Raw genomic sequence first — 22,269 nt, 5'->3', positions numbered from 1 at the left:
CGTGGCGTAATCAGATGACTGCTTGGCGCGATCGGATTTTCCCTATCGGGGCCTGACTCCTATAGTTCACAGCGCGGCCTTGTGCCGCGTTGCGAATCCTGAGGAGTTGCCATGTCCGAAGTCTGGTTGATTGCCAATGCCGCCTCCGCCGCTGGACTCGCGCTCGCCGAGGCAGCGCTGAAAGCCGGCGCGCAGATCGTCGCCGGCGCGCGCGAGCCGGCGCGATTGACGGCGCTTGCCGCCCGCCACGACGGGCGAGTGCTGGCCGTGCCGCTCGATTTGGCCGCCGAAGCGACCGTTTATGCAGCGATCGATGCCGCCCTGACCGCGTTCGGCAGGCTCGATGTCGTCGTCAATTTGGTGGACAAGGTCGAAGCCCCGCCGGTCGCGGAGATGGACGATGCGACCTTGCGCAAACAGTTCGAGAGGGATTTTTTCGGGGTCGTCGGTCTCGCCCACGCGGTACTGCCGATCCTGCACGAGCAAGGCGGGGGCAGGATCGTGCATGTCGCGCTCCGCGATGACGACAGTCATCCCGCCAGTCTTGCAGCGAGCCATGCGGTCCGCGGCTATTTCGAAGGATTGGCGCGCGAAATCGCGCCCCACGGAATCGAGGTCAGCGTGATCGAAACGGACGGGATGCCGACCCGGGAAAGCGGGTTGGCCGCGCAGGACGCGCGGAGGAAGTCTGGCGAGCCGGCGCCGCGCGGCCGCGTCGTCGACTTCCCTGCTCGCTCGGCGGCGTGACTGCGATGGGCGCAGATCTGATCCCCTTGTCGAAGATCTCACGCCTGCGCATGCGCGAGCTCGGCATCGACGAAGCGCGCGTGCTCGAGTTGGCCGGCGTGTCGCCGGCGTTGTACCGCAGTGCGAGACCGCGTTTCAGCACGCGCCAGTTCTTCGGATTGTGGCAGGCCATCGGCGAGGTTGGCGGCGATCCGGCGACGGGGTTGCGCATGGGTGAGCACAATGCGATCGAGCATGCCGAAGCGATCCTGCTCGTGGCGTTGTATTCGGCAGACTTCCACGAGGCGATGGCAAAGATCGCGCGCTATAAACGCCTGGTCTGTCCCGAGGAAATCACGCTCGAATACGTCGACAGGATGGCCATCGCTCACTATCGCTGGACCGCCGCGGAAAACCACGCACCGGCTACGTTGACGGACGCAATGTTCGCTTCGGCGCTGGGGCTGGTCCGTCGCGGCACCGGCAATAGCGCGATCACGCCGCGGCGAGTCGAGTTCACCCGGCGCCGGCCGGCAGACGCGCTCGCCGCGATGTACGCCGACTATTTCGGCTGCAACGTGTTTTTCGGTGCGGATCGCGACCTTCTCGTTTGGGACGCGGCAACGATGCGCGAACCGTTCCTCACCCATAACGAGGATCTGCTCGACCTGCTGCTGCCGGGGCTCGAAGCGGCATTGCACGATTACGCCAAGGCCGCGTCGCTGGCCGAACAGGTCGCGGCGATCCTCGGTCGCAGCATGCGCGGCGAGCGGCCGAGCGTCGAGGCGGTGGCGAAACAGCTGCACATGAGTTCGCGCACCTTGCAGCGCCGGCTGGCCGACGAGGGCACGAGTTATCAGCAGCAGCTCGACCTCGTGCGCCAGCAGACCGCGCGTCGTCTGCTCGTTTCGACCGAGCTGGAGGCCGGCGAAATCGCTTTTTTCCTCGGCTTCGAAGAAATCAACTCCTTCACCCGCGCATTCCATCATTGGGAAGGCACGACGCCGAGTCGCTGGCGCGAGACGGCGAAGGTGTCGTAGCCGAACGTTCCTCGCCTATTTCCGAGAACGCGCTCGCGCATCGATGCGCGGTTCGGCTTTCAGCGCTGGGAACGCGTCGTGCAGGTCGAGCACGCGACCGCAGTGCTCGGCGTCGTAGCCGGGCAGCGCGTTGGCAATCTTGCGGAACTCGTTGCTGCGCAGAATGGCGAGCACACGATCCAGCGCCGGAGTTTCGTAGATCGCGCGTGGGCAGAGAAAGAAATACCGCTCGCGCAGGATCGGGATGTAGTCGAGACCGAAACGCTGGGCTGGCGTTTCCAGGCCGAAGCCGGCATCGGCCATGTTGCTCGCGATGAACGCGGCGACGGCGGCATGGGTGAATTCGACGTTGTCGTAGCCCTGGATGGCGCCTACGTCGATCTTCTCCCTGGCGAGCACGAGATCAAGCACGGCTCGCGTGGCCGAGTCGTGTTGACGGTTGACGAAGCGCACGCCGCGGCGGGTGAGGTCGCGCATGCGGCGGATCTTCTTCGGATTGCCGCGCGCGACCAAGATGCCCTGGCGTCGCGTGACCAGGTCGATGATGACGAAATCGCCGTGCTTCAGCGATGGCGCGTAGAGCCGCAGCATCGGCGCTTCGAATTCGCCGATGGGGATGTGCAGGCCGGCCAGGTCGCAGCTGTCGTGCACGAGCGACGCGAGTACGTCCATGCTGCTGCGATATTTGACGTCGGCGGCAATCTGGCGTCGATTCATGAAGCGATGCAGCGACTCGACCGCGAAACCGTGCGTGGCGTGGACGCGCAGGACACGCTCGCTCGGCACGAACGCATGCTCGAACTCGACTTCGATCTCGGACGACAGGCTGTCGAGCAGCGGCGACAGCCGCGCGGCGATGCGCTTGTCGGCCCATACGAGTTTTTCGCCGAGCGGAGTGAGCTTGGTGCCGCTGCCACGCTGCGCTTCAATGAGGGCGGCGCCGAGCGTCTTCTCGCCCGTCTGCAACATGCCCCAGGCATAACGGTAGGAGAGATTCGCAAGCGCACAGGCGCGGGCGAGGCTGCCGGTCTCATGGATGCCGACGAGCAGTTCGACCAGACGCAGCAGCGCCGGCTCGCCGCTTGGCGCCTGCACCTGCCACTGCGGCTTGATCGTGACTTTGAACATGGCGTCTGGGTGGCAGGACAAATAGGCTTTCTAAAGCATATTCTGTTCTCGAGCGCTCCGCTATGGTGCAAAAGTGCGACGGATGCCGGCTGTGAGCGCGGCCCGATCGACATCGACAAGCCGCTCGAGCGGCGCACAGGAGGGGAGATGGCTAGCGCAATAGACGCAATTCCTGGCAATTCCACGGGCCTGCTCGACAAGGAGCGCACGGTCGCCGCTGACGGCTTCAACCGTTGGCTGGTGCCACCCGCAGCGCTTTGCATACATTTGTGTATCGGCATGGCGTATGGGTTTTCGGTGTTCTGGCTGCCGCTGTCGAAAGCGCTGGGCATCGCCAAACCGATCGCCTGTCCCGCGGGCACGAGCTGGTTTTCCGAATTGTTCGTGACGAATTGCGACTGGTCGGTGTCGTCGCTCACGTTCACCTTCACGCTGTTCATTGTCGTACTTGGCGTCTCCGCCGCGCTGTGGGGCGGTTGGCTCGAACGCGTCGGTCCGCGTAAGGCAGGTTTTGTTTCGGCATGCTGCTGGGTGGGCGGCTTTCTGCTCGGCGCGCTCGGCATCTACGTCCACCAGCTCTGGCTGATCTGGCTTGGCACTGGCGTGATCGGCGGCGTCGGCCTGGGCTTGGGCTACATCTCGCCCGTATCGACGCTGATCAAATGGTTTCCCGACCGGCGCGGCATGGCCACGGGCATGGCCATCATGGGCTTCGGCGGCGGTGCGATGATTGGCGCGCCGCTTGCGGACAAGCTGATGAAGCACTTCGCGACGCCCACCTCGGTCGGCGTCTGGGAAACCTTCGCCGCGATGGGAGCGATCTATCTTGTCGTCATGCTGATCGGCGCCTTCGGCTACCGCATCCCGCCGGCTGGCTGGTCGCCGAAGGGCTGGACACTGCCTGTGGACGCCGCCGGCAAGGCAATGATCACGCGCGGCCAGGTGCATCTCGACAAGGCCTGGAGGACGCCGCAGTTCTGGTGCATTTGGGGCGTGCTGTGCATGAACGTCAGCGCCGGCATCGGCGTACTCGCGATGGCCTCGCCGATGCTGCAGGAAGTGTTCGGCGGAAAGCTCATCGGTGTCGGTGCGGGCTTCAGTGAACTCGACCCGGTGCAGAAAGGCGCAATCGCGGCGATCGCCGCCGGGTTCACCGGCCTGCTCAGCCTGTTCAACATCGCCGGCCGCTTCGGCTGGGCCTCGGTGTCGGATTATCTTGGGCGCAAGCCCACGTACTTCATCTTCTTTGTCCTCGGCATTGTCCTCTACGGCCTGGTGCCGAGCCTCGGCCATGCCGGGCAGGTTGCGTTGTTCGTCGCGGCGTTCTGCGTGATCCTGACCATGTACGGCGGCGGGTTCGCGACGGTCCCTGCCTACCTCGCCGACATGTTCGGTACACAAATGGTCGGCGCGATCCACGGGCGCCTGCTGACGGCGTGGTCCGCGGCCGGCGTGATCGGTCCGCTGCTGATCAGCTCGTTCCGCGACGCGCAGATTGCCGCGGGCGTGGCGCGCAACCAGGTCTATGACACGACCATGTATGTGCTGGTCGGCTTGCTCGTCGTCGGCCTGATCTGCAACGCGCTGGTGCGGCCTGTGGCGGCGAAGTGGTTCATGACCGACGCGGAACTCGCCGCGGAACGCAAGCTCGCGCACGACGCCGCGATCGCGAACGCGGTCGGACCCGCGCGCGGCAACGGCGGTTCGCCGACGCCGATCGTTCTGGTCTACGCGGCATGGGTCGCGATTGGCATTCCGGTGGCGTGGGGCGTATGGATTACCCTGCAAAAAGTGGCGGCACTATTTTGAACGTTTCGCATCCCGCGATAGCCGGAACCCGGCGGCCGGACTCCGGGTCGAAGCAGGTGCGATTCCGATCGCGATGGTCGCCGGGACGACGAATGGAAGCGGTGCAATGAACTCGATGACGGCAAGCCTATGAAGCCAGCAAAAATCAATGTGCTCGTCGATGGCGCGAAGCGCAAGTCCGCCGACTTGCCGGCGCCGGTGCGACAAGCGGTAGCGCAGGCGATCGATATGCACCATGCGAAGCCCGGCGCGTTGCTGCCGGTCTTGCACGCCGTGCAAGATGCGCTCGGATACGTTCCGCCGGATTCGCTCGCGTTGATCGCGCAGAGCCTCAACCTGACTCGCGCCGAAGTGCACGGCGTGGTGACGTTCTATCACCACTTCCGCAGCGCGCCGCCGGGACGCAAGGTCGTGCAAATCTGTCGCGCCGAGGCCTGCCAGGCGCTCGGCGCACGCGCGCTCGAGGTGCATGCCAAGAAAGCGCTCGGTATCGACTTCCACGAGACGACGAGCGACGGCGCAATCACGCTCGAGCCGGTCTACTGCCTCGGCAACTGCGGCTGCGGTCCATCGGTACTGATCGGCGATGACGAATTGCATGCGCGCGTGACGCCGGCCCTATTCGACGAGTTGCTGAAGACGGCGAGGACGGCGCCATGAGCGGCGTGAAGATATTCGTGCCGCGCGATGCGACTGCGCTTGCACTTGGCGCCGAGGCGACCGCACGGGCCATCGTCGATGAAGCCAAGCAACGCGGCATCGAAATCGAACTCGTGCGCAACGGCTCGCGCGGCATGTTCTGGCTCGAACCGCTGGTTGAAGTCGCGACGCCGGCCGGGCGTATTGCCTATGGCCCGGTCAAGGCTGCGGACGTGGCCGCTCTGTTCGCTGCGAATTTCGTGCAGGGTGAGGCACACGCACTGCGTGTCGGTGCGGTCGGGGACCAACCTTGGTTCAAGAACCAACAGCGCCTGTGCTTCGCGCGCGTTGGCGTCACCGACCCGCTCAGCGTCGACGACTACGTCGCCCACGGCGGTCACGCCGGCTTGCGCAATGCGCTGGCGATGAGCGGGGTCGACATCGTCAAGGCCGTGACAGATTCCGGCCTGCGCGGCCGCGGCGGCGCGGCGTTCCCAACGGGCATCAAATGGAACACGGTGCTCGGCGCGGCAGGCACGCAGAAGTACATCGTCTGCAATGCCGACGAAGGCGATTCGGGCACGTTCTCCGATCGCATGCTGATGGAAGGCGATCCGCTCTGCCTCGTCGAGGGCATGACGATTGCCGCCGTCGCGGTCGGCGCGACGCAGGGTTACATCTATCTGCGCAGCGAGTATCCGCATGCGCATCGTGCGCTGAACGCGGCGATCGCGAACGCTTACGCAGCCGGCTGGCTCGGCACGAACATCCTCGGCAGCGACAAGAATTTCGATCTCGAGGTGCGTCTCGGCGCCGGCGCCTACATCTGCGGCGAGGAAACATCGTTGCTCGACAGCCTGGAAGGCAAGCGCGGCCAGGTGCGCTTCAAGCCGCCGCTGCCGGCGATCCAGGGCCTGTTCGGCAAGCCGACTGTAATCAACAACGTGATCTCGTTCGCTTCGGTGCCGATCATTCTCGACAGGGGTGCGCAGTTCTATCGTGACTATGGCGCCGGCCGCTCGCGCGGCACGCTGCCGATTCAGCTCGCGGGGAACCTCAAGCGCACCGGCCTGGTCGAAAAAGCGTTCGGCGCGACCTTGCGCGAATTGCTCTACGACTACGGCGGCGGCTCGTTGAGCGGCCGACCGATCCGCGCCGTGCAGGTCGGCGGTCCGCTCGGCGCCTACCTGCCCGAATCGCAGTTCGACACCGTGGTCGACTACGAGGCCTTCGCCGCGATCGGCGCGATGCTCGGCCACGGCGGCATCGTCGCCTTCGACGATACCGTCGACATGTTCGAGCAAGCGCGCTACGCGATGGAGTTCTGTGCGGTTGAATCGTGCGGCAAGTGCACGCCGTGCCGGATCGGGTCGACGCGCGGCACGGAAGTGCTCGACCGCATCCGCGCGAACATCGAGCGCGAGAAGAATCTCGCGCTGCTCGACGACTTGTGCAACACGATGCGCTACGGTTCATTGTGCGCACTCGGCGGGCTGACCCCGGATCCGGTCGTCAGCGCGTTGAAATATTTTCCGCAGGATTTTGCTTGATGCCCGCCACGCCGACAGTCTCTTGCGGAATGACGGCGATGCTTTTGAGAGGTGAACCATGCTATCCATAGTCGAACTCGATTTCGGTACGCCCAAGTCCAAGTCCGCGCAGCAAATCACGCTGACGATCGACGGACGCGAAGTGAGCGTGCCGGCAGGTACCTCGGTGCTGCGCGCGGCATCCGAGGCGGGCGTCCAGATTCCGAAACTGTGCGCGACCGAGTTGCTCGATGCGTTCGGTTCGTGCCGGCTCTGCCTCGTGCAGATCGAAGGCATGAAGGGCTATCCGGCCTCGTGCACGACGCCCGTCGCGGCCGGCATGAAGGTGACGACGCAGAACGCGAAGCTCGCCGACATTCGCCGCGGCGTCATGGAGCTGTACATTTCCGACCATCCGTTGGACTGCCTGACCTGTCCGGCGAACGGCCACTGCGAGCTGCAGGACATGGCCGGCGCAGTCGGCCTGCGCGACGTGCGCTATGGCTATGATGGTGTGAATCACGTCTATGCAGAAAGCCGACAACCGGTGCCGAAGGGTTTCGGCGAAATCACCGCGGTGCGCACGCAAAACGGAAAGAACCCGCTTTTTTCCGCTAAAGACGAATCAAATCCGTACTTCACCTTCGATCCCTCCAAGTGCATCGTCTGCTCGCGCTGCGTGCGCGCCTGCGACGAGCAGCAGGGCACGCTTGCGCTGACAATCCAGGGGCGTGGCTTCGCTTCAAAAGTCGCCGCAAGCCAGGATGAAGGTTTCATGGATTCCGAATGCGTCTCGTGCGGCGCCTGCGTGCAGGCGTGCCCGACCGCGACGCTGAGCGAGACATCGCTGATCAAGATCGGCCAAGCGGAGCACAGCGTCACCACGACCTGCGCCTACTGCGGCGTTGGCTGCTCTTTCCGCGCCGAGATGCGCGGTGAGGAAATCGTACGCATGGTGCCGAACAAGGACGGCCGCGCGAACCACGGCCATTCCTGCGTCAAGGGTCGCTTCGCGATCGGCTATGCCACGCACAAGGACCGCATCCTCAAGCCGATGGTCCGCTCGAAGATTTCCGATCCGTGGCGCGAGGTTTCGTGGGAGGAAGCGATCGCACACGCCGCGTCCGAGTTCAAGCGCATCCAGGCGAAATACGGCCGCGATTCGATCGGCGGCATCACCTCCTCGCGTTGCACGAACGAGGAGACTTATCTCGTGCAGAAGCTCGTGCGTGCCGGCTTCGGCAACAACAACGTCGATACCTGCGCGCGCGTCTGCCATTCGCCGACCGGCTACGGCCTCAAGCAGACGCTCGGCGAATCCGCCGGCACGCAGGACTTCGATTCGGTGATGCAAGCCGACGTCATCATGGTCATCGGTGCCAATCCGACCGACGGTCATCCGGTGTTCGCCTCGCAGATGAAGCGGCGGCTGCGTCAGGGCGCGAAGCTGATCGTCGTCGATCCGCGCTCCATCGACATCGTGCGCACGCCGCATGTGCAGGCCGACTATCACCTCAAGCTCAAGCCGGGTACGAACGTCGCGCTCGTGACCGCGCTCGCGCATGCGATCGTGACCGAGGGCCTGGTCGACGAAGAGTTCGTGCGCACGCGCTGCGAGGCCGACGCGTTCGCGAAGTGGCGTGCGTTCGTCAGCGAGCAGCGCAACTCGCCCGAGGCGATGGAAAGCGTGACCGGCGTGCCTGCAGCGCAGGTTCGATCCGCTGCGCGGCTGTATGCTACCGGCGGCAATGGCGCGATCTACTACGGCCTCGGCGTGACCGAACATTCGCAAGGCTCGACCACGGTCATGGGCATCGCCAACCTCGCGATGGCGACCGGCAACATCGGCCGCGAAGGCGTCGGCGTCAATCCGTTGCGCGGACAGAACAACGTGCAGGGGTCCTGCGACATGGGTTCGTTCCCGCACGAGTTTCCCGGCTACCGGCATGTCGCCGACAACGCCGTGCGCGCGACGTTCGAGCAGGCATGGAACGTGCATTTGCAAAACGAACCGGGGCTGCGCATACCGAACATGTTCGAAGCTGCGCTCGACGGCGAGTTCAGGGGTATCTACATCGAAGGCGAGGACATCGCCCAGTCCGATCCGAACACGCAGCACGTCACCGCGGCGTTGACCGCGATGGAGTGCGTCGTCGTGCAGGACCTGTTCCTCAACGAAACGGCCAAGTTCGCGCACGTGTTCCTGCCCGGTTCGTCGTTCCTCGAGAAGGACGGCACGTTCACCAATGCCGAGCGCCGCATCTCGCTCGTGCGCAAGGTCATGCAACCGAAGAATGGCTATGCCGATTGGGAGATCACCCAGTTGCTGTCGAACGCGATGGGCTATTTGATGAACTACGCGCATCCGTCCGAAATCATGGACGAGATCGCGCGGCTGACGCCGACGTTCGCCGGTGTCAGTTTCAAGAAGCTCGATGAGCTCGGCAGCATCCAGTGGCCTTGCAACGAAGAGGCGCCGCTCGGCACGCCGACCATGCACGTGCACGAATTCGTCCGCGGCAAGGGCCGCTTCATGCTGACCGAGTACGTGCCGACCGCGGAAAAGGTCAATGCGAAGTATCCGCTGATCCTGACTACCGGCCGCATCCTTTCGCAGTACAACGTCGGTGCGCAGACGCGGCGCACCGAGAACAGCCGCTGGCACAGCGAGGACCGCCTCGACATCCACCCGCAGGATGCGGAGGATCGCGGCATCGCCGAGGGCGACTGGGTCGGCATCGAAAGCCGCGCCGGGCAGACCGTGCTACGCGCGACGATCAGCGCGCGCATGCAACCGGGCGTAGTGTATACGACGTTCCACTTCCCGTTCTCGGGCGCGAATGTGATCACGACCGACAACTCCGACTGGGCGACGAACTGTCCCGAATACAAGGTCACCGCGGTGCAGATCACGCGCGTGAGCCAGCCCTCGGAATGGCAACAGCGCTATCGCGTGTTCAGTGAGCAGCAGCAGGAATTGCTGCGCGAATCCGGAGCGACCGCGGTTTGAACGACAAGTCCGCAACAGCGTTGCCCCGTGGCGCCGTCGCACGCGAGGTCGAGCGCCATCGCAACGGCGTCGCCGTGCGCGTGCGCGACGCGATCGCCGAAGAGATTCCGATCGCCTTCGTCTACAACGAACGCCCGCACGCGGTGATGATGGCGACGCCGGTCGATCTGGAGGACTTCGCGCTCGGGTTCTCGTTGAGCGAGGGCATCATCGACAGCGCCGCGCAATTCGAGAAAGTGGAAGTGGCTGAAGCCCTGGCCGGCATAGAGCTGCACATTGCCATCCCCGAGGTGAAGGCCGCCGTGCTCGAGGACCGCGTGCGCGAGCTTACCGGGCGCACCGGCTGCGGCCTCTGCGGCGCGCAGACGCTGGACGCAGCTGTGCGGCATCCGCCGGCGGTGGACGGCGCTGCCGAAGTGCACGAAGGCGCTTTGCGCCAGGCGCTAGGCGAGATGCAGCAGCGCCAGGTCGTCAACGCGGCCACGGGCGCAGTGCATGCGGCAGCATGGGCGAATCTCGACGGCAGCGTGGCGCTGCTGCGCGAAGACGTCGGCCGTCACAACGCACTCGACAAGCTCATCGGCGCGATGCAGCGTGCCGGGGTCGATCCGCACGAGGGCTTCCTCGTCGTCACCAGTCGCGCCAGCTACGAAATGGTGATGAAGGCAGCCACGGTCGGCATCGGCTTCCTCGTCGCGATCTCGGCGCCGACTGCGCTGGCGATCGCGCTGGCGCAGGAGGCGGATGTCACCCTCATCGGCTTTGCCCGCGCGGACGGCTACGGCGTCTACGCCAACGGTCGGCGATTGATCGCGGCTGCGGCGCAGGCATCCGGCCCGCCGCAGCGGGCAGGCAGACAACCAGCGGAACATGGGGCATGACCACGCAAGCGCACGACAGCTCGGCGGCACTCGTCAAGATGGCGAACGACATTGCCGACTACTTTCATTCGGAGCCGGATCGCAAGCTCGCGGTCGACGGCATCGTGAATCACATCACACGTTTCTGGGAGCCGCGCATGCGCAAGAAGATCCTTGCGCACTTCGCCGGACACAGCGGCGAGGGGCTCAATGAGCTTGCGCGTGCCGCGATCGCGCGGCTTGCCGAAGCAGCGAAGACCTCAGCCTGATATTGCTGCTGCGCGGGCGCGCTGCGGTGCGTAGAATCGCGCCATGCGGACACTGCAGCGAAACGACCACAAGCTTTGGTATGCGCGTGCCGCAGCGGCGACCGCCTGGTTCGCGCTGCTGTTGCAGCTTTGGCTTTCGATCGAACTCGCGCAGACGAACGGGCGTGGTGCGTGGAATGGCGTCTGGACGTATTTCGCCTTTTTCACAATCCTGACCAACCTGATCGCCGCCGCGGCGCTGGCTGCGGCGGCGTTGCGTCGATCCGCAAATGTTCTGGTTTCGCCTGGCATCGTGACCGGCATCGCCGCGAACATCGTTCTTGTCGGCATCGCCTACAACCTGCTGCTGCGCAACACCTGGAATCCACAAGGCCTGCAATTGCTTGCGGACGTGTTGTTGCACAACGTCGATCCGCTCCTGTTTCTCGGCTGGTGGTGGCTGGCCGCATTGACGCAACCGCTACGCTATATAGAAATCATCCGCTGGGCCGCGTACCCGATCGCCTATTTCGCCTACGCGATGGTGCGCGGTGCGGTCGACGGTTTCTATCCGTATCCATTCATCGATGTGCCGACGCTGGGCACCGGGCGCGTGATCGTCAATGCGCTCGCGATCCTGATCGCTTTCTTCGCGATCGCCGCACTGCTCGTCGCGATCGCAAGGAGACGATCGCAGCGCTGAGGGGCGCCGGACGCGGGCTGTTTCCGGGCAGGAAAGGTTCGAAGCGATTCCGAAGGCCAACGGTGCGTCCGCCCCCGCAGGCAAGTCGCTGAGCAGCATGATGGACAAACATATGCAGTGGAGCGGGCACAGCAAATTGCCCGTTCGTTACCTGCGCTTGCATTGCGTCAATCCAATTCGACATCCGGATAGAATCGCACTCAGGTTTTTTCGTTCTTCAGCAGCAACGCCAGCAGCGGTGGCGTGACGATCGAAGTTATGAGCGACATCGCGACGATCAGCGCGTAAATGTGCGGCGAAAACACGCCGGCGGCGAGGCCGAGGCTGGCGATCACGACGCCGACTTCGCCGCGTGGCATCATGCCGACGCCGACGATCAGCGCGCTGCGCTTGCCGAGCGCGAGTGCGCCGAGGCCGCCGCCGACCAGTTTCGAGACGAGTGCGATCAACGTGATCAGCGCAAGCGTCAGCAAGGCGTCGGTGGATGCGAGCTGCGCGAGCTCGATCTTGGCGCCGGTCAGGACGAAGAAGAATGGCGTCATCAGCATCAGCAGCGGCTTGGTATCGTGTTCGAGTTTCCGGTGCTGGGGCGTCTCCGAGGCAACCATGCCGGCGAGGAAGGCGCCGATGATCGCGGCCAAGCCGAATTGTGTCGACAGGAACGCGAGACCCACGCACAGCGCCAGCGCCGCAGGCAGCAGATCGATCTCGCGCGTGCCGAGCCTCGCCGCCGAACGCCGCGCGAGGCGCGTGCCGAACAGGCCGATCACGACGACGAAACCGATCGCCTCGGCCAGCACGATCGCGAGCTTGCCGATATGCACGTTTTCGCCGGCTTGCAGTGCGGTGACGATGCCGAGCAGCAGCATCGCGAGGATGTCGTCGATGACCGCGGCGCCGAGGATCACGCGCGATTCCTCGCGCTGGAGCACGCCGAGTTCCTGCAGTACGCGTGCGGTGATGCCGGCGGAAGTGGCGACAAAGGCCGCGGCGATGAACAGGGATTTCGCCCAATCGTAGCCCGCGCCATGCGCCCATAGCGAGCCGAGCAGGAACGGCACGATCACGCCCAACAGTCCGACCAGGAACGCGCTGTGGCCGACCCGTTTCATTTCCTCGATGCGCGTTTCCAGGCCGACCGCGAACAACAGCAACACGACGCCGATTTCGGACAAGACTTCGAGCGGCTCGGACGGTGCGATCCAGCCGAGCGCCGACGGCCCGATCACGCAGCCGGCGACGATTTCGCCGACCACGCTGGGCAGTTTGATGGCGCGTGCCAGAAAACCGCCGATTTGTGCCGCGACGAAGATGACGAACAGGCTGAGCAGGATGTCGTGGCTGTGCTGCATTGCGGTTGCCTTTTCCCCGGCGAGGCCGGATGCTAGGCGGAGAATATTATTGAAGAGTGCGGGCAGGAAGCCCGCTTGTTGATCTAGCTCGCACGGACGCAAACAAAAATGCATGGGGAGCGGCGATGCCGGCAGTGTTGCGCGAGACGCGGGAAGCCATGTCCAAGGTCGATACGGCGTGGCTGCGCATGGAAAGCCCGACCAACCTGATGATGATCACCGGCGTGATGATCTTCACCGAGCGCATGGGTCTCGGCAAATTGAAGGCGCTGATCGCGCAGCGCTGGCTCGCTTACAAGCGCTTTCAGCAGAAAGCCGTCGATGCGGCCAGCGCGGCGTATTGGGAAACCGATCGCGATCTCGACCTCGACTGGCACGTGCGCCTCGTCGCGCTGCCCGGCAAAGCCGACAAACCCGCGCTCGAGGAATTCGTCAGCGATCTCGCGTCATCCCCGCTCAATCACGCGCGGCCGCTGTGGCAATTCCATCTGATCGACAACTATGCGCCTGACGGCAAGCGCGCCGGCAGCGTCCTGATCGCGCGCATCCACCACTGCTACGCCGACGGCATGGCGCTCGTGCAGGTGCTGTTGTCGCTGACCGATGCAAGTCCGAAGGAAAAGAAACATGCCGAACTTGCGCAAGTCTGGCTGAAGAAGGATCAGGGTAGCGTGTTGCAGCGCCTCCTGCAGCCGGCGAGCGCGGGTTTGTCGAAGGTACTCGAACTCGGCGAGAAGGCGCTGGAGAAGGGCAGCGAACTACTCGCCCATCCCGAGGTTGCCGCGCTCATCGCGAAGGAGGGTGGTGAAATTGCGCGCGAACTCGCGGTTGCGCTGACTTTGTCCGACGATCCACCGACCGCATTCAAGGGCGAACTGGGCAAGTCCAAGCGTGTCGCCTGGGCCGAGCCGATGCCGCTCGATGAGGTCAAGGTCGTCGGCAAGGCGCTTGGCTGCACGGTCAACGACGTGCTGCTCGCGAGCGCCGCGGGCGCGCTGCGCAGCTATCTGCGCGAGCAGGGCGAGGACGTCGATGGCCTGACCATTCGCGCCACGGTGCCGGTCAACCTGCGCCCGCTCGAACACGCGAAGAAACTCGGCAACCATTTCGGCCTGGTGTTTCTCGATCTGCCGATCGGCGAGGCGAATCCGCTGCGCAGGCTCGAACGCGTCGCTGCGAACATGGGCGAGCTGAAGAAGTCCAAACAGGCCGCGCTGACATTCGGCTTGTTGTCCGCGGTCGGCATGGCGCCCGCGGCGATCCAGCGCCTGGCGCTCGAACTGTTCTCGCGCAAGGCGACCGCGGTCGCGACCAACGTGCCCGGGCCGCAGATGCCGCTCTATCTCGCCGGTTGTGAAATGCGCGAGTTGATGTTCTGGGTGCCGCAGAACGGCTCGATCGGCATGGGCATCTCGATTCTTTCTTATCACGGCCACGTCTACTTCGGCTTGATCACCGACGGCAAGCGCGTCGCCGATCCCGGCGCGATCGTGCGCCGCTTCGCCGCCGAATTCGAAAAGATCGCGCTGATCACGCTGATGGAAGACTGGGAGCAAGACATCGCCGCCGCCGATGCGCAGGCGACGCTGGCGCACTACAATTCGCAATCCTGATTCCGCATTGGTTCCACACATGAGCGATACGCCTCCCGACCACCTTTCCAATGACCCGCGCAGCAAGTTCTACGACGAGGCCGTCCTCACGCGCGGCATCGGCATCCGTTTCAACGGCGAGGAAAAGACCACGGTAGAGGAATACTGCGTCAGTGAAGGCTGGGTGCGCATGGCCGTGCCGCGCGCGCTCGACCGCCGCGGGCGGCCGATGACGCTGAAATTCAGCGGCAAGGTCGAACCGTATTTCCTCGACGCGGCTGCGCAGGAAAAATAGGTACCACGCTCTGCGCAACAACGACGGTTGAGTTTTGCCGCGAGCGCCGCAATTGTTCTGCCGTTGGGCTTTTGCGGATATCAGGAGGCATGATGGCTACCGGGTGGGCCGGCGACGGCGCCGTGCAAGACCAGATCGATGCGACGGTCGCGGACGCGGTCAAGCGTGCGCGCAGCCGCGTGCCGCGCGGAGCGAGCCTGAAGCGCTGCGAGGAATGTGGCGCGGCCATCCCCGAAGCACGGCGCAAGGCTGTGCCCGGCGTGCGCCTGTGTGTGGCCTGCCAATCGGAACACGACAAGGCGGAAGCGGCGTTCAGCGGCTACAACCGGCGCGGAAGCAAGGACAGCCAACTGCGCTGAGGTTACGCAGTGGATCGGTCTGGACGCCATTGATCGATGCGGCTGGGCCTCGTGACCGTCGTCGTGTTGCGCGCCTTTCGGTACTGACCGTTGCCGACGTCCAGACTCTGACGGCGCTCATGCCGCAGCAGCACGCGGTAAGCGATAGAACACCGCCGACGACAGTATCGTAACGATGCCGAGGATGATCACCGTCGCGTGAAATGCGCCGATGTAGGATTCTCCGCTCCCGGCGCCGACGGGCAGGAACGCCGCCATCAGCAGTGAGCCGAAAGCGACGCCAAAGCTGATCGAAAGATTTTGCGCCGTGCTCGACATCGACGAGCCCATGCTCGCCTGCGCGGGCACGAGGTCGACGAAGCCGAGCGTGTTGACCGCGGTGTACTGGATCGACATGACCATGCCGAACAGAAACACCTGCGTGCACAGGCGCCAGATCGGCGTATTCGCATCGAAGGTTGCGAACGAGAGAATCATCAGGCCGGCGAGGGCGGTGTTGACGACCAATACGCGCCGGTAGCCCAGGTGGCGGATGATCGAGGCGACGAAGAAACGGGTCGACAGCATGGCGATCGCCTGTGGCGTCTGCAGCAGGCCGGCCATGACCGGCGAATAGCCGAATCCGACCTGGAACAAGAGGGTAAGCAGGAAGTAGATGCCGCCGACGCCGAGCCGCGTGGTGAAGCTGCCGTTGATGCCGATACGGAAACTCGCTATGCGCAACAGATGCAGATCGACGATCGGATGCGCAATGCGCAGGCTGCGCCAGGCATAGACGACGAGCAGTGCGATTGCCGGCGCGCCGATCAGCAAGGTCCGCACGTATTGTCCCTCGACCACCTGTTCCAGCCCCCACGACAGGCCACCGACGCCGAGGCCGAAGAGGGCGAAGCCGGTGAGATCGAGCGGTGTGGTCGAAGACGCACGGTAGTCGGGCATATGCCTGCGCGTCATCCACAAGCCGACGAGACCGAACGGCAGGTTGACGAGGAAGATCATGCGCCAGGACAGCCAGGTCGAGAACACGCCGCCGAGGAACGGCCCGATCGCCGGGCCGATCAAGCCTGGAATCGTCGCGAACGCCATCGCGCTGACGAATTCGGCTTTGCTGAAGCTGCGCAGGATCGCCAGGCGCCCGACCGGCATCATCATCGCCCCGCCGAAGCCCTGCACGATGCGCGAGGCAACGAGCATGGTCAGGTTCTGCGCGAGTCCGCAGGCGAGCGAGCTGGCGGTGAAGATCGCGATCGCCGCCCAGAAAACGCGACGCGTGCCGAAGCGGTCGGCGAGCCACGAGCTCAGCGGAATGAAGACGGCGAGGCTCAATGTGTAGCTGATCAGGGCGGTCTTGATCGACAGCGGCGACACGGCCAGCGCGGCGGCGATGCTCGGCGCCGCCGTGTTGACGATCGTCGAGTCGAGCATTTGCATGAAGAACGAGGAGGCGATCAGCCAGAGCAGGCTACGCTTGGCGCGGGCGTCGAGCGCGACGACGGTATCGGCGGGGGAGGTCCCAGCCTCAGGCGGATTGGGGGAATCCATGACCGCCATATTGTCGCACGGCAGGGCATGGCCATGCTCTCGTCTTAGGTTTATTGACATCGAAAAAATATATCGTAAGATACAACTAACGATAAATAGGAGAGTGCCATGCATTCACATTTCCACAACGGCCTGCACGACCGCCTGCATCGTTTAGCTGATGGCATCGGCGAAGCGATGTGCATCGGCCGCGGGCGCGGCCGGCACGGGTTCGGCGCTTTTGGCGGCGGTTTTTTCGGCGGCCACGGTTTCGGCAGCGGCGATTTCCGCATGGGACGCAAGCTTGCTTCGGGCGAACTGCAGCTCGTGCTGCTTGCGCTGCTCGCCGAACAGCCGAGTCACGGCTACGAGTTGATCAAGGCGCTCGAGGAGCGCTCGGGCGGCTTCTATGCGCCGAGCCCGGGCATGGTCTATCCGGCGTTGACCTGGCTCGAGGAAGTTGGCTACGCCAGTGTCGCTGCCGAAGGTGCGAAGAAGCTGTATTCGATGACCGACACGGGTCGCAAATACCTGGAAGAGCATCGCGAGGCGGCCGAGGCGATGCTCGACCAGCTCGCGCGCATCGGCGCGAAGATGGGTCGCGTGCGCGAGATCTTCTCCGCGGCCGACGACGAAGACCCGCGAGGCGGCATCTGGCGCGATGCTTGGCTCGCGCGCCGCGAACTCAAAGCCGCACTGCGCGACAAGCGCCACGCGGGGACCAAGGAAGCCAAGCGCATCGCCGACATCCTCAAGCGCGCGGCGGCCGAGATTCGCGGCGACGAATAGTCGTCGCTTCGGCCGCGTGCTGCAGGCAGAGTGCGCGCTACACCGATTTTGCGTTTGCCCGCTTGACGAACGGCAAATAGTTTGTTGCAGTGCGGTAACCGACGTTCTCCTTATTCGGATGTTGCGAAACGGAGTGCGCGGCTACCCCGCACAGCAGGCAAACGCATGCCGGTCAGCTACGACGAAATGCTCGATATGGGAGGCGCGGCGCGACCGCATTACGGTGGTTTCGACCGCTGGTTGAAGGCCACGCCGCAGGAACGGCTCGAACAGAAGCGACGCGAAGCCGAAGTGCTGTTCCATCGCGTCGGCATCACGTTTGCCGTGTATGGCGAGAAGGAAGGCGCCGAGCGCCTGATCCCGTTCGACATCGTGCCACGCATCATCCCGCGCGATGAATGGAAGATGCTCGACGCCGGCCTTCGCCAGCGCGTCAAGGCGCTGAACCTGTTCCTGCACGACGTCTACCACGACCAGGAAATTCTCGCCGCGGGCAAGGTGCCGAGCGATCTCATTCTCAACAATGCCGAGTACAAGCCGGTGATGCGCGGCATGGACGTGCCCGGCGGCATCTACTCGCATATCTCCGGCGTCGATATCGTGCGCGCGGGCGCGGGCGAGTACTACGTGCTCGAGGACAACCTGCGCGTGCCCTCGGGCGTGTCCTACATGATCGAGAACCGGCGCATGATGATGCGCCTGTTTCCTGAATTGTTCGCGATGCATGCGGTTGCGCCCGTCGAGCACTATCCCGACCGTTTGCACGACGTGCTGCGTTCGGTCGCGCCCGAGGGCGTGGACGAGCCGGCCGTGGCCGTGCTCACGCCGGGTTTCCACAACTCGGCGTATTTCGAGCACGCCTTCCTCGCCCAGCAGATGGGCGTCGAACTCGTCGAAGGCCAGGACCTGTTCGTGCGCGACGACACCGTCTACATGCGTACCACGCAGGGCCCGCAGCGCGTGCATGTGATCTATCGCCGAATCAACGACGACTTCCTCGATCCGACCGTGTTCAACCCGGACTCGATGCTCGGCGTACCGGGTATCTTCGCTGCCTACAAGGCCGGTCGCGTGACGCTCGCGAACGCGATCGGCGCGGGCATTGCCGACGACAAGTCTGTGTACCCGTACGTGCCCGACATGATCCGCTTCTACCTCGGTGAAGAGCCCATTTTATACAATGTACAAACGTATAAATTGCGCGATGCCGACGATCTCGCCTACGCGCTCGACCATCTGCCCGAGCTCGTCGTCAAGGAAGTGCACGGCGCCGGCGGCTACGGCATGCTGGTCGGGCCGGCGTCGACGAAGGAACAGATTGCCGAGTTCCGCGAACGTATCCTCGCCGAGCCGGCCAAGTACATCGCCCAGCCGACGCTGGCGCTGTCGTCGTGCCCGACCTACGTGGCCAGCGGGCTCGCGCCGCGGCACGTGGATTTTCGCCCCTATGTGCTCAGCGGCAAGGAGATCCACATCGTGCCCGGCGGCCTGACCCGCGTGGCGCTGGCCGAAGGCTCGCTCGTCGTCAATTCCTCGCAGGGCGGCGGCACCAAGGACACTTGGGTTCTGGAGGGCTGAAAGTGCCTCAGAAAATCTGCTGCGCTCGGCATTTTGCGTTCCGGCGGTGCTCGGAATGCTCATGTACTGATTTGTACACTCCGCGTCCTGCGCTCAGGCGAAACGCAAACTGCCTTCGCTCACGACGATTTTCCGAGGCACTTTGATCATGCTGTGCAGAACCGCCAACGACCTGTACTGGACCTCGCGTCACATCGAGCGCGCCGAGAACACCGCGCGCCTGATCGACGTGACTCATCGCATCGCGCTGCTGCCGGAGCGCCTCGACCCCTGGCGCCACGACGCCGGCACCTGGCGGCGCGCACTCGACGCACTCGGCCTGGTGGAGGAATATTCGCGCATCAACGGACCGATCGTCGCGCAAAAGGTGTTGCGTTACCTGTGCCTCGATGCGACCAATCCGTCGTCGATCTACTCGTGCATCCGCGCCGCGCGCGAGTCGGCGCGTGCGCAGCGCGGCGCGATCACGCTGGAGATGTACGAGGACCTCAACACCTCGTGGCTGGAAATGCGCAAGCTCAGCGCCGAGCGCTTCGAGGACGAGGGCGTGCCGCGTTTCGTCGAATGGGTGAAGACGCGCTCAGCCTCGTTCCGCGGCATGACCGTCGGCACGATGGGGCGCGACGCCGCTTACCACTATCTGCAGCTCGGCACCTTCCTCGAGCGCGCCGACTGGGGCGTGCGCCTGATGGACGTGAAGTATTCGGAGCCGTCGACCGCCGAGGCGGGCGATGCGCGCTCCGCGGTCGGTTACTACCAATGGAGCGCGCTGCTGCATGCACTGTCCGCGATGGAAACCTACCGCCGCCACTATCGCGAGACGATCTCACCGGAGCGCGTGGCCGAGCTGATGATCCTCAATCATGATTCGCCGCGCTCGCTCGCTACCTGCACCGAGGTCGTGCACAAGACTCTGATTGCGCTCGCCGGGCCCGGCAATCACGAGGTCGTGCGCCTAGCCGGTGCGCTGATGGCGGAGACGCGCTATGGCTGCATCGACGACGTGCTCGCGCAGGGCATGGAAGTCTGGCTGCAGCGCGTGATGACGCGCCTGTTCGCGCTCGGGCAGCAGGTCAACCGGCACTTCCTGCTGACCCCGGAAATCGTCGAGCAGGCGCAGGAACAGAGCCAAGCCTGATCAGGGGCGTGTGCGCAATCCGGGCTTGTGCCAAGCACGCTTGCGCTGCGTTGCACCGCGCACTGGTAGAATTCGCAGCCGGTTTCCCGATTCGTCTGCCGATGACCTACTGTGTTGCCATGAAGCTCGATGCCGGCATGGTGTTCGCGTCCGATACGCGCACCAATGCGGGCGTCGACAACATTTCCCGCGTCGACAAGATGCACGTGTTCGCGCGCAATAGCGATCGCGTCATCGTCGCGCTGTCGGCAGGCAATCTGTCGATCACGCAGAATGCGGTCAACCAGATCGAGCGCACGGCGAAAGAGACGCCCGACCTGCCGAACATCTACTCGGTGACTTCGCTCTACGACGCCGCGGAGCTGATCGGCAACACGCTGCGCGACGTGCGCCAGCGCGAGGGCGAATACCTGCGTGCACAGAACATCGATTCCACGGCGAGCTTCATCGTTGGCGGCCAGATTGCCGGGGAAGCGCCGCGCCTGTTCCTGATCTACGCCGAGGGCAATTTCATCGAATGCTCGGGCGAGGCGCCGTTTTTCCAGAACGGCGAGATCAAGTACGGCAAGCCGGTGATCGATCGCGTGATCTCACCGGCCCTGTCGCTCGCCGACGCGATCAAGCTGACCCTGGTCTCGTTCGACTCGACCATGCGTTCGAACATTTCGGTCGGCTTGCCGATCGACCTGCTCACGTACCGGGTCGACAGCCTCGACGCGGGCGGCCAACATCGCATCGAGGACACCGATCCGTATTTCCGCGAACTCGGCACGCTGTGGAACGAGGGTCTCAAGCGCGCGTTCGCCAGCATTCCGGTGCCGGACGGGTTCGCGCCGAAGTCCTGAACGCGAGAGTCGGGCTTCAGCTCTTCTTTCCTTGTGCCGCCTTTTCCTTGGCGATGCGCGCATCGAGCATCTTCTCGTATTCGGCGGCGAAGCGGCTGCATGCCTGCGCGTCGACCATCGGATTCGGCTCGCGCTGCGTGGCGAGTTTTACCAAGCGCGCGTCGGCGCCCGATGCGTCGGGATGGGTGGAGACGAGAATGTCGCAGGGAAGGGTCGCGACGGTGTGGATGCTCTTGCGGAACGATGCGCTGAGATCGCCGTGCGTCGCATCGGCGAGGAAATGGAATCCGTCCGAGGAAATCGCGGTCAGGCTGTCGGAATAAACGATATTGAGGCACTTGCCGTTTTCGCAGGATTCCCACGTCCATGTCGTGCTGCCCGGCGTGTGTCCCGGCGTGAAATGCGCGGTGATTGCCGTATTGCCGAGGCGCACGGCTTCCCCGTCAGCGACTTCGCGTACGCGCGCGGCGGCCGGAAAGACGGCATTGGCAACTTCGGCGGCCTGCGGATCGTCGGCGACGACGTGGCCTTCGCGCAGCGCCTTCGTGCCCGAGGGGCTCGCGATCGCCGTCGCGCCGCTGTCGCGCACGATCGCGGCGATGCCGCCGGCGTGGTCGACATGTGCGTGCGAATTGAGCACGTATTTCACATCGGCGAGTTTGAAGCCGAGCTTGCCGATGTTGGCCTCGACCTGCGGCGCAAACTGCGGCATGCCGACATCGAGCAGGACCAGGCCCGCACCCGTGTCCACGAGCAATGCGCTGATGCCTTCGCTGCCGACATAGTAAGTGTTGCCGTAAATGCGAATTGGTGCATACGCGCGAGTCCACTCCGGCCTGCCGGGCAGCGGACGGGTCAGCGGGTCGGGCGAATCGGCTGCGCTCGCGAAGGAAACGACAAAGGTGCTGGCGAGGGCGGCAAACGAAACGAAATGACGCATGGCTGTTGTTCTTGGCAGTGGGGTCGAGTGCGCGATGCTGAAGGAGGATTGTGGCGATGTGTGGGCGAAATCCGGGCAGTTGCGCGTCTATGCGATGGACTGGAAACGCGGCGAGTTTTCCCGGAAGGCGACCGGCGCGATAATGCGACGGTGCGTATCCGAATTTCG

At 64.3% G+C, this 22,269-nt stretch carries 20 protein-coding genes; 16 read left to right on the top strand and 4 right to left on the bottom strand.

Going from position 1 to position 22,269, the window contains the following annotated elements:
- Positions 1-111: 111 nt before the first annotated feature.
- On the top strand, positions 112-747 hold the full coding sequence (locus tag F455_RS21360) for an SDR family NAD(P)-dependent oxidoreductase (protein ID WP_018974702.1): 636 nt from the start codon (positions 112-114) through the stop codon (positions 745-747).
- 5 nt (positions 748-752) lie between these two features.
- Positions 753-1,766 (top strand): AraC family transcriptional regulator, encoded by a 1,014-nt coding sequence (locus F455_RS0117935; protein ID WP_018974701.1) that lies wholly within the window; start codon positions 753-755, stop codon positions 1,764-1,766.
- A gap of 15 nt (positions 1,767-1,781) precedes the next feature.
- Here the strand turns inward: F455_RS0117935 and F455_RS0117930 are convergent, their stop codons facing one another.
- Positions 1,782-2,894, bottom strand: coding sequence for a substrate-binding domain-containing protein (locus tag F455_RS0117930; RefSeq protein WP_018974700.1), 1,113 nt, complete (start codon positions 2,892-2,894; stop codon positions 1,782-1,784).
- Positions 2,895-3,041: 147 nt separating this feature from the next.
- Here F455_RS0117930 and F455_RS0117925 point away from each other — a divergent pair, with 147 nt between their 5' ends.
- The 7 genes from F455_RS0117925 (at position 3,042) to F455_RS0117895 (ending at position 11,692) form a co-directional block, all read left to right on the top strand.
- Positions 3,042-4,703, top strand: a complete 1,662-nt coding sequence (locus F455_RS0117925) for an OFA family MFS transporter (RefSeq protein WP_026293514.1) — start codon at positions 3,042-3,044, stop codon at positions 4,701-4,703.
- Between the two features lie 129 nt (positions 4,704-4,832).
- Positions 4,833-5,363 carry a formate dehydrogenase subunit gamma gene (locus F455_RS0117920; RefSeq protein WP_018974698.1) on the top strand — a complete coding sequence of 177 codons (531 nt, stop codon included), beginning with the start codon at positions 4,833-4,835 and terminating at the stop codon, positions 5,361-5,363.
- A complete protein-coding gene (locus F455_RS0117915; RefSeq protein ID WP_018974697.1) occupies positions 5,360-6,892 on the top strand; it encodes a formate dehydrogenase beta subunit in 1,533 nt (510 codons plus the stop codon). Before F455_RS0117920 ends, F455_RS0117915 begins: the two co-directional genes overlap by 4 nt.
- A 58-nt stretch (positions 6,893-6,950) precedes the next feature.
- Entirely contained in the window at positions 6,951-9,881 is a 2,931-nt protein-coding gene (gene fdhF / locus F455_RS0117910) for a formate dehydrogenase subunit alpha (RefSeq protein WP_018974696.1), read from the top strand.
- Entirely contained in the window at positions 9,878-10,762 is an 885-nt protein-coding gene (gene fdhD / locus F455_RS0117905) for a formate dehydrogenase accessory sulfurtransferase FdhD (protein WP_018974695.1), read from the top strand. The genes fdhF and fdhD overlap by 4 nt, the downstream gene beginning before the upstream one ends.
- On the top strand, positions 10,759-11,010 hold the full coding sequence (locus tag F455_RS0117900) for a formate dehydrogenase subunit delta (RefSeq protein ID WP_018974694.1): 252 nt from the start codon (positions 10,759-10,761) through the stop codon (positions 11,008-11,010). Before fdhD ends, F455_RS0117900 begins: the two co-directional genes overlap by 4 nt.
- A gap of 43 nt (positions 11,011-11,053) precedes the next feature.
- On the top strand, positions 11,054-11,692 hold the full coding sequence (locus F455_RS0117895; protein WP_018974693.1) for a Pr6Pr family membrane protein: 639 nt from the start codon (positions 11,054-11,056) through the stop codon (positions 11,690-11,692).
- 200 nt (positions 11,693-11,892) lie between these two features.
- Here the strand turns inward: F455_RS0117895 and F455_RS0117890 are convergent, their stop codons facing one another.
- Positions 11,893-13,044 (bottom strand): cation:proton antiporter, encoded by a 1,152-nt coding sequence (locus tag F455_RS0117890; RefSeq protein WP_018974692.1) that lies wholly within the window; start codon positions 13,042-13,044, stop codon positions 11,893-11,895.
- Positions 13,045-13,169: 125 nt separating this feature from the next.
- Here F455_RS0117890 and F455_RS0117885 point away from each other — a divergent pair, with 125 nt between their 5' ends.
- From F455_RS0117885 to F455_RS0117875, 3 genes are all read left to right on the top strand, one after another.
- Complete coding sequence (locus F455_RS0117885; protein ID WP_018974691.1) at positions 13,170-14,657, top strand: WS/DGAT/MGAT family O-acyltransferase; 1,488 nt, start codon at positions 13,170-13,172, stop codon at positions 14,655-14,657.
- 19 nt (positions 14,658-14,676) lie between these two features.
- Positions 14,677-14,931 (top strand): DUF3297 family protein, encoded by a 255-nt coding sequence (locus F455_RS0117880; RefSeq protein WP_018974690.1) that lies wholly within the window; start codon positions 14,677-14,679, stop codon positions 14,929-14,931.
- A 92-nt stretch (positions 14,932-15,023) separates the two neighbouring features.
- The gene (locus F455_RS0117875; RefSeq protein ID WP_020684102.1) at positions 15,024-15,290 is read left to right on the top strand and encodes a DksA/TraR family C4-type zinc finger protein; all 267 of its coding nucleotides are present in this window, start codon (positions 15,024-15,026) and stop codon (positions 15,288-15,290) included.
- Positions 15,291-15,407: 117 nt separating this feature from the next.
- Here the strand turns inward: F455_RS0117875 and F455_RS0117870 are convergent, their stop codons facing one another.
- The gene (locus tag F455_RS0117870) at positions 15,408-16,832 is read right to left on the bottom strand and encodes an MFS transporter (protein WP_018974688.1); all 1,425 of its coding nucleotides are present in this window, start codon (positions 16,830-16,832) and stop codon (positions 15,408-15,410) included.
- A gap of 108 nt (positions 16,833-16,940) precedes the next feature.
- Between F455_RS0117870 and F455_RS0117865 the strand changes: the two genes are divergently transcribed.
- From F455_RS0117865 to F455_RS0117850, 4 genes are all read left to right on the top strand, one after another.
- Positions 16,941-17,600: a PadR family transcriptional regulator gene (locus F455_RS0117865; RefSeq protein ID WP_018974687.1), complete on the top strand. Its 660-nt coding sequence runs from the start codon at positions 16,941-16,943 to the stop codon at positions 17,598-17,600.
- 165 nt (positions 17,601-17,765) lie between these two features.
- Complete coding sequence (locus F455_RS0117860; protein ID WP_018974686.1) at positions 17,766-19,178, top strand: circularly permuted type 2 ATP-grasp protein; 1,413 nt, start codon at positions 17,766-17,768, stop codon at positions 19,176-19,178.
- A 148-nt stretch (positions 19,179-19,326) separates the two neighbouring features.
- Positions 19,327-20,316, top strand: coding sequence for an alpha-E domain-containing protein (locus tag F455_RS21355; protein ID WP_018974685.1), 990 nt, complete (start codon positions 19,327-19,329; stop codon positions 20,314-20,316).
- A gap of 119 nt (positions 20,317-20,435) precedes the next feature.
- The gene (locus tag F455_RS0117850) at positions 20,436-21,161 is read left to right on the top strand and encodes a proteasome-type protease (protein ID WP_211212349.1); all 726 of its coding nucleotides are present in this window, start codon (positions 20,436-20,438) and stop codon (positions 21,159-21,161) included.
- A 16-nt stretch (positions 21,162-21,177) separates the two neighbouring features.
- Here F455_RS0117850 and bla read toward each other — a convergent pair whose 3' ends face one another.
- Positions 21,178-22,101, bottom strand: coding sequence for a subclass B3 metallo-beta-lactamase (bla, locus tag F455_RS0117845; RefSeq protein ID WP_018974683.1), 924 nt, complete (start codon positions 22,099-22,101; stop codon positions 21,178-21,180).
- Positions 22,102-22,269 lie beyond the last annotated feature (168 nt).

The organism is Rudaea cellulosilytica DSM 22992, assembly GCF_000378125.1.
Classification (GTDB): domain Bacteria; phylum Pseudomonadota; class Gammaproteobacteria; order Xanthomonadales; family Rhodanobacteraceae; genus Rudaea; species Rudaea cellulosilytica.
The sequence above is the reverse complement of the archived record's forward strand: the minus strand, read 5'-3'. Positions and strand labels throughout refer to the sequence as shown.